The organism is Pradoshia sp. Z5_111 (assembly GCF_058267535.1).
Genome location: NZ_JBZCPQ010000010.1, coordinates 13280 through 26144, shown reverse-complemented (window position 1 = coordinate 26144; position 12865 = coordinate 13280). Strand labels below are relative to the sequence as shown.

Sequence of the window (12865 nt, the reverse complement as noted above, 5' to 3'; positions counted from 1 at the left end):
AATTTTACATAAAAAAGGGGATTGGTATGAAATTTGGAGTGATTGCTGATATTCACGGGAATGAGCCTGCCTTAAAAGCGGTACTATCTAAGCTTGATAGAAGGAGGGACATTGAACATATCTATTGTCTGGGAGATATGATTGGAATCGGACCGAATACCAATGAAGTTTTGGATAGTCTATTTACAAGAAATGATGTATCCATGATTACGGGAAACCATGATGAAGCGGTTTTAGCACTTCTAAAAGGAGAGGAACACCCACAAAGTCACTTCCATGTAAAAGAGCATCATCAATGGATAGCAGAGAGGATGGATAAGCAATTCATCAGGAAGTTGGAAGGGCTGCCCAGGGCAATCAAGTTAACTGTCGAAGAGAATTCAATTTTGTTTATTCATTATCAGATTGAGCCAACGAAGCTACATGACCATATAAGCCAAGACCCTTTTAGCAGAATTGTTGAGCCAAGTCTTGAGAATATAAGTTCTTTATTTAAAGGAAGGGAAGAAAAGTTGATCTGTTTTGGTCATCATCATCCACTTCATTTCTTCAGAAGTAACCGTACTATCTTTCTAAATCCAGGTTCTTTAGGATGCAATTCAAAACCAACTGCCCCTTATTCAATCGTAGATATAGAGGGAGACAAGATGGTTATCTCTAACGAAGAAGCTGCCTATGATAATACAGAATATTTAGCTTCATATGAATGGCTGCAGGTCCCGGATCGTGATTTTATTCTTAAGATTTTTCATGGCAATCAATTAAATCAATAACTCTTAATTGCTGTATCTGAGATTATTAAACAACTCTAATTCCATATCGCAGGATATTGGTAAATTGGGATTCCTACTTATTCCTTGCCTATGCCACGGCTAAAGCAGGGTAAAGAGTATAAAGTAAATAAAAAACCCGTTAACCAGGATGTAATTGTCCAAAGTTAACGGGTATTTAAGGTATAGCATCGTTACATTAAAATACTTTAGTTGTCCAGGATTCACAGTTCCAAACATCTGTAGCTATGTCCTGATAGAAGTCAGGTTCATGGCTGATCAGCAGAATACTTCCCTTAAAGGCTTTTAATGCGCGTTTTAATTCTTCTTTAGCATCCACATCAAGGTGGTTGGTTGGTTCATCGAGAACAAGTAAATTGTTTTCACGATTAATCAGTTTACACAAACGAACCTTCGCTTTTTCTCCACCGCTCAGTACTTCAACTTTACTTTCAATATGCTTGGTAGTAAGGCCGCACTTCGCCAGAGCAGCACGGATTTCTGCCTGATTATAGGAAGGGAACTCCTGCCAAATTTCTTCGATACAGGTATTATTGGATGTTTGTTTTACTTCTTGTTCAAAATATCCCATATACAAATGTTCGCCAAGCTCAACCTGGCCAGAGATTGGTTTAATTTCGCCGAGAATACTTCTGAGCAAGGTCGTTTTTCCAATTCCATTGGCACCGACGAAGGCAATTTTTTGTCCACGCTCCATGCGTAAATTTAATGGTCTGGAAAGAGGCTCATTATAGCCAATGACAAGATTCTTTGTTTCGAATATCAGTTTACCGGATGTACGTGCTTCGCGGAAATGGAATTCTGGTTTCGGTTTTTCTTTCGCCAGTTCAATGATATCCATTTTTTCAAGCTTTTTCTGACGGGACATGGCCATGTTTCGAGTAGATACACGCGCTTTATTACGTGCAACGAAATCCTTGAGGCCTGCAATCTCTTGTTGCTGTCTTTTATAGGCGGCTTCAAGCTGTTGCTTTTTCACCTCGTACACTTTCATAAAATCATCATAGTTGCCGACATAACGGGTCAATTCCTGGTTCTCCATATGATACACAAGATTGATTACACTATTTAAGAATGGAATATCATGTGAAATTAAAATAAAGGCATTTTCGTAATTTTGAAGATAACGTTTGAGCCACTCGATATGCTGCTCGTCAAGATAGTTGGTCGGCTCATCTAAAAGTAATATATCAGGTTTTTCAAGTAATAATTTTGCGAGAAGGACTTTTGTACGCTGGCCGCCGCTTAAGTCCTGAACATCGCGTTCAAGCCCAATTTCATCGAGGCCTAATCCTCTTGCTATTTCCTCAACCTTTGCATCAATAACATAAAAGTCGTTGTTAGTGAGGACGTCCTGCAGCACACCTGATTCCTCAAGTAAGACTTCTAATTCCTCAGGGGAAGCTTCACCCATCTTAGCAAAGATTTCGTTCATTTCATTTTCCATATCAAAAAGATACTGAAATGCGGTTTTCAGTACATCGCGTATGGTCATCCCTTTTTCGAGAACAGCATGCTGGTCAAGGTAACCAGTACGAACTTTTTTAGACCATTCAACTTTCCCCTCATCAGGCTCCAGCTGTCCGGTTACAATGTTCATAAATGTAGACTTTCCTTCCCCATTTGCTCCGACAAGGCCAATATGTTCGCCTTTTAGTAAGCGGAAGGAAACTTTGTTAAAAATGGCTCGGTCACCAAAGCCATGGCTTAAATCTTTAACGGATAATATCATTTATCTATACTCCTGACTCTTAATTGTTTGTAATTAATGGGTCTATACGCATTTAATAGTACAATATTTCGGGATAAAAGCATAGATAATCAATTGATTAACAGTAATTGTAAATTTGGAGGGTTCATCCCTAGATGGGGCAGTATTTACGAATGCTCACATAAGTTGTATGATGTTTAATGCAACAATTAGAATAATTCGAAAATAATGAAAAGAGGGTAAGAGAGTATGAAAAAGGGATTGTGGTTATGCAGTATTATGGCCTTGATACTTGTTATCGTCATGGGTTGTTCATCCAAAGAAGAGACAAAAGAGGAAGGGAGCACTAAAGAATCAGCGGACATAAAAAGTGACTTATTAGATTTCTATCTTTCCATCGCGAATGTGATTAATGGAAGTGATCGTGATTTAAATGCCTATGAGGGAGCGGAGAATCCTTCCGTCTTAACACAGGAAGATAAACAAAAAGCTGCTGCTTCTGCAAATTCTGTTGTGGATGCTTTGGAAGATGTGGAAGTTCCTGATAGTTTAGAAAAATATAGCAAGGATTTAGAAAAGGCTATAAAAACTATTTCTGACTCATATAAAGAAAAAGGAATTCAATTGTCCGGTACAGCTGAACCCAAATTGGATCAAGCAAATGAACATTTTAATGCTGGAAGTGAAAAAGTTAACAATATTTTTAAAGCAGAGGATCTTATAGCACCCAATTTAGCTGCTGAAGTAAATGGTTAATATGTGCAATCATACCCATTCGATTGTTTAAAAATCGGATGGTTTTTAATTCGCTTGGGAAGAAAATTCCCAAGCGAATTAGTTTATTTCCTGGATTTAGCGCGTGCATCAGCTGCTTTTGATCTGGCTTGTGCAACGAGATCATCATGATCGGCTAATGCCTCAGAAAATTCTACATCTAATCCGTCAGATTTTATGGAAGGCGGAGTATTTCCACCAGTTGCCATCCTGCTTCTGCCGTGAAGTAAGTTATGGTTATATCTGCCCATTTTAGATTACCTCCCAAATGAAGAATATCTTCCTGATTAGATTGCAACAAAATCCAAGCCATTATTCTGGTAAATAAAAGGTTGGTTTATGGACGTATTCCTTTAGATCCTGTATACCCAGCCGCTCGGTCTGCTGCTTTAAATTCCCTTTTGTAACGGACTTCTTGAGTAGAGGTCAGGCGATTTTTCATTTGATCCCGCTTTTTTTTATCCATGAACATTCTCCTTTTCAAAGTAGTGTCATTCCTATAATTTCCATAATTAAATGTTTTAATTCATTTTCTAATATCAAAGAAAGGACTAAGATAAGGATATATGCTACATTAAAAGAGGAGGCGAGCTAACGATGCCACTTATCTCAAAAATTGAACAACAAAAAAAGAATAAAAATCGTTTTAATATATACATAACAGAAGAAGGACAGCCTGAAAAATACGCATTTAGTGTGGATGATGACTTACTTGTCCGCATGCGGCTATCGAAGGGGATGGAAGTCGATGAATTATCCATTATGGAAATTCAGTACCGTGACCATATCCAAAAAGCGTTTCAGTCCGCTGTCAATTATCTATCTTATCGGATTCGTTCAGAACATGAGGTTATTTCCTATTTGAGTGAAAAGGAATGGGAACAAGCGGTTATTGATGAAGTCATGCATAAACTGCGTGAGTATAGATATGTTGATGATGAAGAATATGCGAAAGCATTTGTACGAACCCAAATGAATGTCAGTAAAAAAGGGCCTGATGTCATCCGGACAGAGCTGCTCAATAAGGGAATCTCAGAAAAGGATCAACAGACGGCATTAAGTCAGTATACGAAAGATTTGCAAAGAGAAAATGCTGAAGAATGGGCCAGTAAGACATTAAAAAAAAGTAAGGGTTCCATGAAAGAAGCAAAACAGAAAACAATCCAATTTCTCGTACGGAAGGGTTTTTCAATGAGCCTGGCCAAATTGGTGACTGAAGAGTTAGCGGTTGATGATAAGAATGCAGAATGGGAAAGTCTTGTAAAAACAGCGACTAAATTTCACAGAAAGTATGCTCACCTGGATGACTATTCGTATAGTCAAAAAATGAAAACAGCTCTATTTAGAAAAGGCTTTGATATGGACTTGATTTCTCGGTTTGTGGAACTTGGCAAAGAGCGAATTGATAACGGAGATTTTGAATTGTACTGAGAGGGGTAAGGAAATGCAGGAGAAAAAATTCAGTGAGATGTCAGAGCATGAGCTTAGACAAACAATTGCAGATTTAAATGAAAAAGCAAGAAAGGCTGAGCAGCTCGGGATGGTTAATGAGTTTGCCGTACATAAAAGGAGAGCTGTTATGGCAAAGGCTTATACATTAGATCCGGCTGAAATTATAGTCGGTGAAATGTATGGTATAGATGGAGCGCCTGGAGAATATTTCAAGGTGGAGTATCTAAAAGGTGTGTTTGCCTGGGGGTATCGTCTTCATCAAAATGAAGAAGAAGGGCTGCCTATTTCCTTACTGATGAATTTGAAATAAAACGAGAAAAAAGAGCTTTCTGGGTGCAGAAAGCTCTTTTGATTTTATTCAGAATCCCGTTCTCCAGATGCGTGCATTCGCTCCTGTGGACGAGTATTTGTAGTGCCATCTGCTCGTTTTGAAGCATACTCTGGCTTGGCACGGGGTTCCCCATTAAATTTATTATCATGCTCATAAGGAAAGCCTTTTGCTTTATTTCTCAAGATTCTCTCACCTTTCGTTCTGGGATGATGGATGCCTTATTAGTATTCTTATATGGCTCCCACCCATTCATGAGAAAGCCTTCCTGATTATCCAGTGATCATATTTAGTTTCTTTTGAAGCTTTTCTTCTGTAAAAACCCATCCAGTAAATGAGTTGATAATAGTTAAATCATCATCTAAATGAACGATAGCCACAAAAGGATATCGTCCTCTGCTCCGATAACGTAAATCAATGAATCGAACAATGTGCATTCCCTCCTGATAGTCCATTTCCCATCGGTATACCGGCGAGAAAGATACAAAGGCAGAAAGATTCACATCCTTTAAAGCAGCATCCAGTATTGGACTTTCCGGTAAAGGAATACGATCAAACGTATCGTAAAATTGTATTTCACGATTTTCAGCTACCCCAACATAATACTTATCAGACGTTGTAACAGCTACCTTCCAGCGGTGATAACGCATGGTTGGGGAAAGTGTAATTCGCCGAGCATCAGGGATTTGTAAACGAATCCGAGCCTTTAAGCTTCTCGATTCTGTAATCCGAGCAATATAATAACCGATAATAATTAGATACATGATTAAGAATGTAGGTCCTGGATCAAAGCCAAATGTCCATAAAATTAGACCAACAATATGAATTCCAAAGATAAAGGGATCAAATGTATTAATAATCCCGAGCGCAACCCATTTTGAGGACAGGGGGCTAATAGCCTGTGTTCCGTATGCATTAAATATATCTACAAATACATGCAAAAAAACAGCGAAAAAGGTCCATAACCATAGATGTAAGGTATTCGCTTCCGGAATGATAAGGGCAATAAGAGCCGTAATTAATATAGGCCAAAGAATTACAAATGGTATGGAATGTGTTCTTCCTCGATGATTGCGTATATATACTGCATTATTTTTCATTTTTAGGACTGTATCTATATCAGGTGCCTGGGAACCAAGGATTGTACCGATCATAACGGCCGTTGCTGTTCCTGTATGGGATGCGACCTGAGGATCCAATGTGGCTAACCCGCCAAGTGCTATACCCATTACCAGATGAGTACCGGTATCCATAATACATCCTCCTTTTCTACTGACTTATAAAGGAAACCACTATTTTTATCCAAAATTAATTACTTTTCATACCAGTCATGTTGTTTTAAAATGAAGGGAATCAAAAAATCATGGGTAAACCTATTCAGTATGATTACTTAATTTATTCCCTATTCCATTAATTTTTAACATAAACAGGAGGAAACGTGAAGACACTTGTCAGTTGCAATATAGAACAATTCAGGAAAGATCTTATAGATTGGTTTATTCAGGAACAAAGACAGCTCCCATGGCGAGTAAATAAAGATCCCTATCGCGTCTGGGTTTCTGAAATTATGCTTCAGCAAACCCGTGTGGATACCGTTATTCCTTATTACGAACGTTTTATGGAATGGTTTCCGACACTTGATGATTTTGCTGATGCTGATGAGGAAAAATATTTAAAAGCATGGGAAGGTCTTGGCTACTATACTCGGGTTCGTAATTTGCATAGTGCAGTTAAAGAGGTAAAGGAAAACTACGGCGGAATCGTGCCAAACACTCCTGAAGAAATAAAAAAATTAAAAGGTGTCGGTCCATACACTGCCGGTGCGATATTAAGCATTGCTTATGGTGTTCCCGAGCCTGCAGTTGATGGAAATGTCATGAGAGTCATTTCCAGGATATTAGAAATATATGATGACATAGCGAAGCCTGCCACCCGCAAACTATTCGAGTCAGCTGTACGTGAATTAATTGATCCTGAACATACGTCAGAATTTAATCAGGCATTGATGGAACTTGGCGCTCTTATATGTGTTCCCGGTAAACCTGCATGCTTATTATGTCCGGTAAGAGAGCACTGCTGGGCATTTGATAAAGGAATCCAACAGGAGCTTCCGGTAAAAACGAAAGCTAAAAAGACCAAAATTGTTCATTTATCGGCAATTGTGATAAACGATGAAAGTGGAAGAATCCTGATTAGGAAGCGGTCGGAGGCAGGTCTTCTGGCAGGACTGTGGGAATTCCCAAGCTATGAAACATCAGGTGATATGACAGAACTGAAAGAAATGGTTGCGGAACAGAATCAAGTTGAATTAAATCAATTAACTCCAATCGGTCATATCAATCATGTATTTTCGCATTTGATATGGGAAATTGATATCTATACAGCCACTGTGAAAAATCTGGAAAACTTTAAAAGTGATACGCATAAATTAGCATATGTGAAAGATCATGATTTTCAACAGTATGCATTACCTGTATCTCACCAAAAAATTTATGAAACATATGTATTTAATGGTTAAAAAAATAACCCGGCGTCAGTTAACTGCGAAGTAACACCTTCGGGTATAGCTGATGCCGGGTTTATTTTAATTAATCGTAGGAAACACGCGTTCCTTGTGTCCAGGTTGCTTCCTGTCTCTTCAAGCCGCCTCTTCTTTCAATTTCCTCGATAATTTCTCTTTGAATGGTATGTCCCTCTATATTTAAATAGGGCATAATCTGCTGAAATGAATGATGGTAAAATTCTAGTTCATCTTCCTTCCATTCACTTTTAGGAATCATGGATAACTCTGACATATCTCTTCCTACAAACATAATAAAGCCTCCTCTTTTCCTGTTTTAAATTTCTATATAGGATGCCTCTATAAGTGAAGCAAAAACAAGGAAAAAAATAGAAACACTCTTTTTGTATATGAAAACCTCTGTTGGATACATTAATAGGTGTGGAGGTGATATTAATGGCTAACAACAGTTCAAAAACAAATGCAAATCAAGTGAGACAACAAAACGCACAATCTGCAGGTCAAAGCCAAGGTCAATTTGGTTCTGAATTTGCAAGTGAAACTGATGTGCAATCTGTGAAACAAGCAAACGCGAAAGCAGAGAAAAACAAAGCTAAAAACTCCGGAAACTACGGACAACAATAACGTTAAAGCATTATTTAAAGCGCTTGCCCCTAGCGGGCGAGTGCTTTTTAATAGCTCGACAAAACCTCTCAGAAGGCTACAGAAAAAGTCAAAGGTATTTTCTGCTTATTAGAGAAATGTATTCTTATACTGATTTTGGGTGGTGTAGAGCATGAAGAGTTTTGAAGAGTTAGTTAATGAACAAATGGTCATTATGGATAAGCTTTTACATATGCAAACTGAACTTGACCGTTATATGGAACTAGAGGAGGAACTAAGGAATCGAAAGAACGATGAAGATTTATTATGTGTCCAGGATGATATAAGTGAGATGAAAAGAGAATTGGATACAATCCAAACGATATTTATGCAATTAACAGAAAAAGTGATTGAAAGCTATCAGTCGAAATCTGCCCCGAAACTATAAAATATAAATACAATCCATCATTATTTAGGGCATCTATATAGGTGTTCTTTTATTTTTATTCTTCCACTTTTATTTCCTTCATTCCTTATGACTCATGTTTGTAAACGATTAATTTTGGTTATAGGATTAATATTTCAACCTAAAAAAGAGCTGGTTAGTGGCGATTTGTTTAACAATTTATAGCTTATCCGCTTTTCATGGTGGCTCTTTGTTTTAAAATTGTAAGTGAATCGTTATAATAATAGAAGAATACGGAAAAAAGTATCTTAATTTAACGGTTAATATATTGTCAATTTGAACACAGAGACGGTATATAAGTGCCCTGCCCTATAGGGAGAGAAAGTAGGTAATACAACGTGCGAGTACCGAGAGAAGGAGAAGAGATCCAAATACACAGTTACAAACATAATGGACATATACACCGGGTTTGGCAAGAGACGACCATATTAAAGGGTACCCAGTTTATTGTAATTGGTTGCAATGATCGGACTCTTGTGACTGAATCTGATGGTAGGACATGGCTTACAAGAGAGCCAGCTATTACCTACTTTCACTCACAGTATTGGTTTAATATCATCGGGATGCTTCGAGATGATGGTATTTACTACTATTGTAATTTAAGTTCTCCATTTGTATTTGATGGGGAAGCGGTTAAATATATCGATTATGATCTTGATATAAAGGTTTATCCGGATATGACCTATAACCTGTTAGATGAAGATGAATATGAAGAGCATAAACTTCAAATGGGTTATCCGAATGTCATTGACCATATTCTCAGGAGAAATGTGGAAAAGCTGATCAGTATGATTCGAGCGAAAAAAGGGCCGTTTTCTCAGGAGTTCGTTCATAATTGGTATAAACGATATTTAACAATTAAAAGTTGAGAAGAAGCCTGTCTCTTTTATGGACAGGTTTTTATGCTTGATGGGAGAGACATTTGATGAATAGTATAAAAAGATATATGAGGTTTGTAAGGCCTTATAAGTGGCAAATCATTGTGACAATCCTAATAGGGATTGTTAAATTTGCGATTCCTTTACTGACTCCTGCCATGTTGGCATATGTGATTGATGATATAATCGGTGCCAATGCGTTGCAAAAGGGAGAGCAATTAAGGAAGCTCTATATGTTAATGGCAATCATGTTTTTCATTTTTATAGTAGTTCGACCTCCAGTAGAATATTATCGTCAATATTTTGCTCAATGGACAGCAAGTAAAATCTTGTTTGATATTCGTGATAAAATGTTCAGCCATATACAAAAATTAAGCTTTAAATATTACTCTAATGCGAAAGCAGGAGAAATTATCTCCAGAGTGATTAATGATGTTGAAGAAACTAAGAATTTTGTTATAACCGGCCTTATGAATGTTTGGTTGGATTTAGTTACAATTTTAATAGCAGTAGGAATTATGCTTACCTTTGATGTGAAATTGACCATTGTATCGTTACTTCTGTTACCGCTCTATTCATTCTCCATTAAATATTTCTTTGGTAAATTAAGAGAATTAACACGAGACAGATCACAGGCACTAGCTCAAGTACAGGGCTATTTGCATGAACGTGTACAAGGGATGGCAGTAATTAAGAGCTTTGCGATTGAAGATCATGAACAAAAGCAATTTAATAAAGTGAATAGTAACTTCCTGAAAAAAGCGTTAACTCACACAAGCTGGAACGCTAAATCATTTGCTGCTGTCAATACAATTACGGATATTGCTCCTCTAGTCGTCATCCTGTTTGCCGGATACCAGGTCATTAATGGGAATATGACATTAGGAACTATGGTTGCCTTTGTCGGCTATATCGATTTATTGTATGGACCTTTGCGTAGATTGATGAACTCATCCACCACTTTAACGCAATCACTGGCGTCAATGGACCGTGTATTTGAATTTTTGGATGTTCCTTATGATATTGAGGACAAGCCCGATGCTCGTCCATGTAAGGATGTACAGGGTACCATTACGTTCGATCATGTATCATTCTCTTATGGGGAAGATGAGACTCAGGCACTAAAGGATATTAATCTTGAAGTGAAAAGGGGAGAAACAATCGCGCTTGTCGGGATGAGTGGAGGAGGTAAATCTACTCTGGTCAGCTTGATACCCCGATTTTATGATGTAACACAAGGGCGTATACTACTGGATGGAGTGGATATCCGTGATGTACAGGTACGCTCACTTCGAGACAATATTGGAATGGTAATGCAAGACAGTATTTTATTTAGTGAATCGGTTCGTGAAAATATTTTGTTGGGTAGGCCAGGTGCAACAGATAAAGAAATCTATGAAGCTGCCAAAGCGGCAAATGCTCATGATTTTATCTGCAAATTACCAAGTGGTTACGAGACAAAAGTAGGCGAGAGGGGCGTTAAATTATCAGGGGGCCAAAAGCAGCGTATTTCTATTGCACGTGTGTTTTTGAAAAATCCATCTATTATTGTGTTGGATGAAGCAACCTCTGCTCTTGATTTGGAAAGTGAGCACCTTATTCAGGAAGCACTTGAAAAGCTCTCCCGGGACCGTACTACTTTTATAGTCGCTCATAGATTATCTACCATTACACATGCTGATCGTATCGTTATGGTTGAACATGGCCGTATTATAGAAGTGGGAACACATCAGGAATTAATGGCTAAACAAGGAGCTTATTATAGACTCTTTCAGGTTCAACAGTTGGATGCATAATGGCTCGTTGGAAATTGATCGCTTGCGAGCTAACGAAATTGGATAAAAATATATTTACAGGTACACAGGAGGTTTCTTCAAATGGGAGGAACCTCCTTTTTGAATTTCATGTAAGGTGCTGTCATCAAGAATGCAAGAACAAATAAGCTTTTATGAGAGAAGTGATTAGTGGATAGATGAAAAGTGATCCAGTAAGGTTTTATAGAAGGAGAGGAAATGGGAGAAATGAAGGATGTAGTTGAAATAAAGATTGACAAGCAGGTTTTTACTTAATAAGAAAGGGCATCCTAAAGCCTTTTTACTGGCTTTAGAATACCCTTTAAACGATTGTTTATAATTGATCATCATCATTTATCTTGATCGATTTGTTCTCTGATTTGTGATAAGAGTGAAAACTGTTAACAAGCATTTCTAGATGCTCTAAGTAGTCACCATATTCAAGCATAGATGAAATTAGTGTAACCATATGGTAGTGGACGGGAGAATCCTCGTCTGTATTTAATCGAAAACCTTTAACAATATCAATCAGCAATTGTTTGTTATAAGTGTCCGTAGATTCCTCAAGCATTAGTCCCGGCTTTACTTTACCTATAAATTTCAGATGAATATGTTCATGTTTCCTCAACAACAAATCCAGTTGATGATGAACCTGGATTTGAAAATCCTCAGGCATTTGATGGAATTCGTTTTCAAAGCGATGTAATCTTTTTAAGATATCCAGTGATCGTTTGTTTGTTGCTATCATATAACGGTAGATTACGAGTTTACGGGACTTGGCAACCGTATTTTTCCTGAAAGTTTCCCGCTCTTCTTTATATAGAGCGTACAAGCTATCGGCCTTTGTGACATTCTCTTTTATACGTTTAATATCTTTTTTCATCATAGTATGTTCAGTTGAACTTCTAGAACCGATTCTAATCCATTGTAGAATATCGTCTGTCGTTGTGCTAATTCGTTTATAAAGCTTTGTCTCATACTTTGGAGGAAGAAAGACAAGATTAACAATAAATGCTGATAGAATACCGATTAAAATGGCAGCAACTCTCCAAAATGCGAATTCTGTAAAATTGCCGTCTTGTTGCTCCATAATCAGGATTAAAGTTACGAGCGAAATTGTTAGTTGATTTTCATTTTTCAGCTGTAAGTTGATTACAATTGTTATAATGGCTGCCAAACCAATTAATAAGGGATCGTTACCAAATAATAATACAAACGATATCGCAATTAGAAATCCGATTATATTCGCTTGTATTTGATCAATTAAAGTCCTGTACGAACGGTATATGGTAGGCTGAACGGCAAATACAGCCGAAATCCCGGCTAATACGGGAGCCGGTACATTAAATGCTGTCGCAACATAGATGGCTATCACAATGGCTATTCCCGTTTTAAAGACTCGGGCACCAACCTTCATAAATAATACCTCTTCCTTTTATTCATAGTTGTTTACGAATATTTATCTATTTTTATCTCGAACATGACTGTACTATACAGGGTTTCGTCTTCATGTTCAAGATATACAGGCAAAATACTTCTTTTGTTTACTTTCCCCTTTAGACTAAAAGG

At 37.6% G+C, this 12865-nt stretch carries 16 protein-coding genes; 9 read left to right on the top strand and 7 right to left on the bottom strand.

Annotated elements, in window-relative coordinates:
• The first annotated feature begins 26 nt into the window (after positions 1 to 26).
• Positions 27 to 773 carry a metallophosphoesterase family protein gene (locus AC4D4A_RS16445; protein WP_490996877.1) on the top strand — a complete coding sequence of 249 codons (747 nt, stop codon included), beginning with the start codon at positions 27 to 29 and terminating at the stop codon, positions 771 to 773.
• Positions 774 to 969: 196 nt separating this feature from the next.
• On the opposite strand, the gene AC4D4A_RS16440 is transcribed toward AC4D4A_RS16445, so the two are convergent.
• Positions 970 to 2523 carry an ABC-F family ATP-binding cassette domain-containing protein gene (locus AC4D4A_RS16440; protein ID WP_490996876.1) on the bottom strand — a complete coding sequence of 518 codons (1554 nt, stop codon included), beginning with the start codon at positions 2521 to 2523 and terminating at the stop codon, positions 970 to 972.
• Positions 2524 to 2751: 228 nt separating this feature from the next.
• On the opposite strand from AC4D4A_RS16440, the gene AC4D4A_RS16435 reads away from it, so the two are divergent.
• The gene (locus AC4D4A_RS16435; RefSeq protein ID WP_490996875.1) at positions 2752 to 3258 is read left to right on the top strand and encodes a hypothetical protein; all 507 of its coding nucleotides are present in this window, start codon (positions 2752 to 2754) and stop codon (positions 3256 to 3258) included.
• Between the two features lie 83 nt (positions 3259 to 3341).
• On the opposite strand, the gene AC4D4A_RS16430 is transcribed toward AC4D4A_RS16435, so the two are convergent.
• Together AC4D4A_RS16430 and AC4D4A_RS16425 are read right to left on the bottom strand one after the other, a co-directional pair.
• The gene (locus AC4D4A_RS16430; protein WP_066107938.1) at positions 3342 to 3527 is read right to left on the bottom strand and encodes a YfhD family protein; all 186 of its coding nucleotides are present in this window, start codon (positions 3525 to 3527) and stop codon (positions 3342 to 3344) included.
• An 86-nt stretch (positions 3528 to 3613) separates the two neighbouring features.
• Positions 3614 to 3742 carry a YfhE family protein gene (locus AC4D4A_RS16425; RefSeq protein WP_066107935.1) on the bottom strand — a complete coding sequence of 43 codons (129 nt, stop codon included), beginning with the start codon at positions 3740 to 3742 and terminating at the stop codon, positions 3614 to 3616.
• Between the two features lie 131 nt (positions 3743 to 3873).
• Between AC4D4A_RS16425 and recX the strand changes: the two genes are divergently transcribed.
• Together recX and AC4D4A_RS16415 are read left to right on the top strand one after the other, a co-directional pair.
• A complete protein-coding gene (recX, locus tag AC4D4A_RS16420) occupies positions 3874 to 4707 on the top strand; it encodes a recombination regulator RecX (RefSeq protein ID WP_490996874.1) in 834 nt (277 codons plus the stop codon).
• Positions 4708 to 4720: 13 nt separating this feature from the next.
• The gene (locus AC4D4A_RS16415; RefSeq protein ID WP_490996873.1) at positions 4721 to 5038 is read left to right on the top strand and encodes a YfhH family protein; all 318 of its coding nucleotides are present in this window, start codon (positions 4721 to 4723) and stop codon (positions 5036 to 5038) included.
• Between the two features lie 44 nt (positions 5039 to 5082).
• Here AC4D4A_RS16415 and AC4D4A_RS16410 read toward each other — a convergent pair whose 3' ends face one another.
• On the bottom strand, positions 5083 to 5244 hold the full coding sequence (locus AC4D4A_RS16410; protein WP_302621346.1) for a small, acid-soluble spore protein K: 162 nt from the start codon (positions 5242 to 5244) through the stop codon (positions 5083 to 5085).
• Positions 5245 to 5328: 84 nt separating this feature from the next.
• Positions 5329 to 6309, bottom strand: a complete 981-nt coding sequence (locus tag AC4D4A_RS16405) for a metal-dependent hydrolase (RefSeq protein ID WP_490996872.1) — start codon at positions 6307 to 6309, stop codon at positions 5329 to 5331.
• A gap of 185 nt (positions 6310 to 6494) precedes the next feature.
• Here AC4D4A_RS16405 and mutY point away from each other — a divergent pair, with 185 nt between their 5' ends.
• A complete protein-coding gene (gene mutY, locus AC4D4A_RS16400; RefSeq protein ID WP_490996871.1) occupies positions 6495 to 7574 on the top strand; it encodes an A/G-specific adenine glycosylase in 1080 nt (359 codons plus the stop codon).
• A gap of 70 nt (positions 7575 to 7644) precedes the next feature.
• On the opposite strand, the gene AC4D4A_RS16395 is transcribed toward mutY, so the two are convergent.
• Positions 7645 to 7869 carry a hypothetical protein gene (locus AC4D4A_RS16395; RefSeq protein WP_490996870.1) on the bottom strand — a complete coding sequence of 75 codons (225 nt, stop codon included), beginning with the start codon at positions 7867 to 7869 and terminating at the stop codon, positions 7645 to 7647.
• Positions 7870 to 8006: 137 nt separating this feature from the next.
• Between AC4D4A_RS16395 and AC4D4A_RS16390 the strand changes: the two genes are divergently transcribed.
• The 4 genes from AC4D4A_RS16390 (at position 8007) to AC4D4A_RS16375 (ending at position 11299) form a co-directional block, all read left to right on the top strand.
• Positions 8007 to 8201: a gamma-type small acid-soluble spore protein gene (locus AC4D4A_RS16390; protein ID WP_490996922.1), complete on the top strand. Its 195-nt coding sequence runs from the start codon at positions 8007 to 8009 to the stop codon at positions 8199 to 8201.
• Between the two features lie 151 nt (positions 8202 to 8352).
• Positions 8353 to 8607: a YgaB family protein gene (locus tag AC4D4A_RS16385; RefSeq protein WP_066107909.1), complete on the top strand. Its 255-nt coding sequence runs from the start codon at positions 8353 to 8355 to the stop codon at positions 8605 to 8607.
• A gap of 356 nt (positions 8608 to 8963) precedes the next feature.
• The gene (ntdP, locus tag AC4D4A_RS16380) at positions 8964 to 9494 is read left to right on the top strand and encodes a nucleoside tri-diphosphate phosphatase (protein WP_490996869.1); all 531 of its coding nucleotides are present in this window, start codon (positions 8964 to 8966) and stop codon (positions 9492 to 9494) included.
• Between the two features lie 56 nt (positions 9495 to 9550).
• Entirely contained in the window at positions 9551 to 11299 is a 1749-nt protein-coding gene (locus AC4D4A_RS16375; protein ID WP_490996868.1) for an ABC transporter ATP-binding protein, read from the top strand.
• 331 nt (positions 11300 to 11630) lie between these two features.
• Here AC4D4A_RS16375 and AC4D4A_RS16370 read toward each other — a convergent pair whose 3' ends face one another.
• The gene (locus AC4D4A_RS16370) at positions 11631 to 12713 is read right to left on the bottom strand and encodes an FUSC family protein (RefSeq protein WP_490996867.1); all 1083 of its coding nucleotides are present in this window, start codon (positions 12711 to 12713) and stop codon (positions 11631 to 11633) included.
• Between the last annotated feature and the right edge of the window lie 152 nt (positions 12714 to 12865).

Excerpts from the sequence above, each read along its gene's own strand:
- AC4D4A_RS16435 (WP_490996875.1), top strand. The coding sequence starts at position 2,752 with ATGAAAAAGGGATTGTGGTTATGCAGTATTATGGCCTTGATACTTGTT.
- AC4D4A_RS16415 (WP_490996873.1), top strand. The coding sequence starts at position 4,721 with ATGCAGGAGAAAAAATTCAGTGAGATGTCAGAGCATGAGCTTAGACAA.
- AC4D4A_RS16395 (WP_490996870.1), bottom strand. The coding sequence starts at position 7,869 with ATGTTTGTAGGAAGAGATATGTCAGAGTTATCCATGATTCCTAAAAGT.
- AC4D4A_RS16430 (WP_066107938.1), bottom strand. The coding sequence starts at position 3,527 with ATGGGCAGATATAACCATAACTTACTTCACGGCAGAAGCAGGATGGCA.
- AC4D4A_RS16445 (WP_490996877.1), top strand. The coding sequence starts at position 27 with ATGAAATTTGGAGTGATTGCTGATATTCACGGGAATGAGCCTGCCTTA.
- AC4D4A_RS16375 (WP_490996868.1), top strand. The coding sequence starts at position 9,551 with ATGAATAGTATAAAAAGATATATGAGGTTTGTAAGGCCTTATAAGTGG.
- recX (WP_490996874.1), top strand. The coding sequence starts at position 3,874 with ATGCCACTTATCTCAAAAATTGAACAACAAAAAAAGAATAAAAATCGT.
- AC4D4A_RS16370 (WP_490996867.1), bottom strand. The coding sequence starts at position 12,713 with ATGAAGGTTGGTGCCCGAGTCTTTAAAACGGGAATAGCCATTGTGATA.
- AC4D4A_RS16385 (WP_066107909.1), top strand. The coding sequence starts at position 8,353 with ATGAAGAGTTTTGAAGAGTTAGTTAATGAACAAATGGTCATTATGGAT.
- AC4D4A_RS16425 (WP_066107935.1), bottom strand. The coding sequence starts at position 3,742 with ATGGATAAAAAAAAGCGGGATCAAATGAAAAATCGCCTGACCTCTACT.
- AC4D4A_RS16405 (WP_490996872.1), bottom strand. The coding sequence starts at position 6,309 with ATGGATACCGGTACTCATCTGGTAATGGGTATAGCACTTGGCGGGTTA.
- AC4D4A_RS16440 (WP_490996876.1), bottom strand. The coding sequence starts at position 2,523 with ATGATATTATCCGTTAAAGATTTAAGCCATGGCTTTGGTGACCGAGCC.